The sequence below is a fragment of the Chamaesiphon polymorphus CCALA 037 genome (assembly GCF_003003845.1).
Classification (GTDB): Bacteria; Cyanobacteriota; Cyanobacteriia; order Cyanobacteriales; family Chamaesiphonaceae; genus Chamaesiphon; species Chamaesiphon polymorphus.
Map to the genome: position 1 here is coordinate 1 of NZ_PVWO01000651.1, position 2,678 is coordinate 2,678.

Annotated in this window: 4 protein-coding genes; 1 reads left to right on the forward strand and 3 read right to left on the reverse strand. The window is 42.3% G+C overall.

From position 1 onward, the window contains the following. Positions 1–169: 169 nt before the first annotated feature. Positions 170–934 (reverse strand): cobalt-precorrin-6A reductase, encoded by a 765-nt coding sequence (locus tag C7B77_RS27770; protein ID WP_106312683.1) that lies wholly within the window; start codon positions 932–934, stop codon positions 170–172. A gap of 70 nt (positions 935–1,004) precedes the next feature. On the opposite strand from C7B77_RS27770, the gene C7B77_RS27775 reads away from it, so the two are divergent. Next, positions 1,005–1,478, forward strand: a complete 474-nt coding sequence (locus tag C7B77_RS27775) for a glutathione peroxidase (protein WP_106312686.1) — start codon at positions 1,005–1,007, stop codon at positions 1,476–1,478. Between the two features lie 451 nt (positions 1,479–1,929). On the opposite strand, the gene C7B77_RS27780 is transcribed toward C7B77_RS27775, so the two are convergent. Next, a complete protein-coding gene (locus C7B77_RS27780; protein WP_106312689.1) occupies positions 1,930–2,265 on the reverse strand; it encodes a XisI protein in 336 nt (111 codons plus the stop codon). Beyond that, entirely contained in the window at positions 2,235–2,669 is a 435-nt protein-coding gene (locus tag C7B77_RS27785) for an element excision factor XisH family protein (protein ID WP_106312692.1), read from the reverse strand. The genes C7B77_RS27780 and C7B77_RS27785 overlap by 31 nt, the downstream gene beginning before the upstream one ends. Between the last annotated feature and the right edge of the window lie 9 nt (positions 2,670–2,678).

A 2,678-nucleotide genomic window follows, 5' to 3' on the forward strand; every position in this document is an offset into this window, starting at 1 on the left:
TTAGTATTTTTGTTCGCAAATCGAGAGAGTATGTTGCTGCCATGTTTTATTTTTATTTACCTGCTTTTATTTTCTCACTTTTGTGGTTCATTCGATCGCAATTTGCTGTAACTCGCAATACTAAAGATTTTATTCAAGTACCAGGTTTATCGATCGAAGATTGGTCTGTTTAAAGTTGTTGGCGTAACCACTCGATCGCACCCGCTACATCCGCAACTATTTCGCCTTCAGGCACGATCGGACGTCGTACCATTACTACAGGTAAACCCAACTCCCGAGCAGCAATAATTTTGGCATAAGTAGCATCGCCGCCGCTGTTTTTACTGACGATCGCTTGAATTCCATACTCTTTAAGTAATTCTCGTTCTAATTCCAGACTAAATGGCCCTCGATCGAGTAATAATTTGCCCGGTGGTAATGGGATACTTGGATCGGGCGGATCGATCGATCGCATCAAGCACCAGAGATCTGTCAGTTTGGCGAAGGGCGCGAGTTGTTGTCTGCCGATCGTTACAAAGATCCGCTCTGCGCTAGCTGGAATCGCCGCTACTGCCGCTTCTATACTTTCTACCTCAATCCAATTATCTTCAGGCGAACGCGTCCACGCGGGGCGCACGAGCATCAATCTGGGAATTTCCACTTTAGTCGCTGCACTCGCTACATGCCAAGAAATTTGTGCCGCAAATGGGTGGGTAGCATCAACGATAAGATCGATTTTTTCTGTCTGCAAATAGTCTATTAAGCCAGCTTCGCCACCAAAGCCGCCAATTCGCACCGATCCGGCGATCTCTTTCGGTTCGCGAGTTCTCCCCGCGAGAGTAGTAATTACTTCCAATCCTGGTAAATCGTTGGCAAAGCCTCTCTGCAAGAGAATCGCGCGTTTGGCTAATTGCAGCGCATCTCCAGTTCCCCCGACAATGACAAGTCGTTTCATCGCGCCTAGCAAGTTTGAGGTACTTCCATAATAATAAGTAAGTCAGTATTTACAAATTGCAAAAATTCTTATGTCATCAACAGTTTACGACTTTTCGGCCACCAGCATTGAAGGTCAACCCGTCGAGATGAGTACTTATCGCGACAAAGTTTTGCTGATTGTTAATACCGCCAGTCAGTGTGGCTACACCCCTCAATACAAAGGTTTGCAGGAGTTGCAGGATAAATATGCCAGCAAAGGATTTGCAGTTTTGGGTTTTCCTTGCAACCAATTCGGGCAACAAGAGCCAGGTAGCGCGTCAGATATTCAGTCTTTTTGCGAAACCAGATATGGCGTATCTTTTCCGTTGTTTCAAAAGGTCGATGTTAAGGGTACCAATGCTCATCCATTATTCGATTATTTACAGAAAGCTCTGGATGTAGACGCAATTCAATGGAACTTTGCTAAGTATTTAGTCGATGGTAATGGTAATGTTGTCAAACGTTATGAATCTGGTACCCAACCTCAAGATATTGCCAAAGATATCGAGGCACTTGTGAAATAATTTCGATCGCGACACCAGTATATCGATCGGATTGTGTGTTGTAAAATAGAGCGTAGGGGTAATTCATCAACTACCCCTACGCTCTATTTTTCGATCTCCCCTACGAATCTTCACAAAATTCGTCAGCATTTGTTTCGTTAGGAATAGCAGCTTTATTTGGTTATAGTAGTCCATTACCTTTTGCCGATGGTTTGTCTCAACCGATCGCAATTTTGGCATCAGAAATATTTGTTATCGGTTATGAAGCTTGGATTATTCAACGGTTCAGATGGAATGCTCTGAATTTCAAAACTGCTTTACTTGTGAGCTTAGTTGCTAATACGGTTAGTTGTGCTATCGGTCTAGCTATAACTTTGTTCGTACCAAGATGAGCGATAATTCGATCGAATATTACTTTTCACATAATACTACTAGATTCTGCATTATCCACTATTTACGATCGAGGTAACAATTAGGTGACTGAATAGCCGCTAAATTGACGCTTGAAGGGAGAATGAAAACCCAGTACGATATCGGATGCCAGAACTCCTTTTTCGGTCAATAATTGGGCGATCGCTGTCTCTGTACCATTGTATTGAATCCAGATTTTGCCATCTTTAATATCAAAGTGCAGAATCAGACTAAAAACACGTTTCTGCTGCTCCCAACCCACATAGGCGAGTTGATAATGGTCGTGTTCTGTATCGCAAATAATTTCTGCTTCTACATCATTAGAGTGGGTATACGGATGTGCTTGCTCGGTGAGAATTTGCCGAATTATTTTTCGGTATTGTTGAAGCTTATCCATTGCTTGATTTCCGCCTCGATCGGATCGTAAATAACTAGGTTAAGAGCGTGACGTTTAATAGATTTTTGAATAAAAGGAAGTTGAAAAAAATCACTGTAAGTTTCGATTGGTACCGCCAGATATAAAACTCGATCGGGTTCTTTATCCTCTAAGGCTTGTACGTAGTTTAAATACTGCCCCAAAGCTGCATGAAACTCACTAATATCAGAGTCGGCAATAAAGCTTTTAATTTCAACCGCAATTTTTTCGCGCTCTCGTTGAGCAGCAATTGTATTTTTAGCACCTAGATCGATTTGTAGTCTAACAGCCTCACTAATTTGGATCGAAAACGGATCGTGAGTAATCGACCACAAGTCCTTAATCAGTGCAGCTTTAACTCGATCGTGGAATCGATCTTTAGCCATGTTAATACT

What these genes read in the sequence shown, in the direction of transcription:
- C7B77_RS27785 (WP_106312692.1), bottom strand. Translation starts at nt 2,669, where the DNA reads ATGGCTAAAGATCGATTCCACGATCGAGTTAAAGCTGCACTGATTAAG.
- C7B77_RS27780 (WP_106312689.1), bottom strand. Translation starts at nt 2,265, where the DNA reads ATGGATAAGCTTCAACAATACCGAAAAATAATTCGGCAAATTCTCACC.
- C7B77_RS27770 (WP_106312683.1), bottom strand. Translation starts at nt 934, where the DNA reads ATGAAACGACTTGTCATTGTCGGGGGAACTGGAGATGCGCTGCAATTA.
- C7B77_RS27775 (WP_106312686.1), top strand. Translation starts at nt 1,005, where the DNA reads ATGTCATCAACAGTTTACGACTTTTCGGCCACCAGCATTGAAGGTCAA.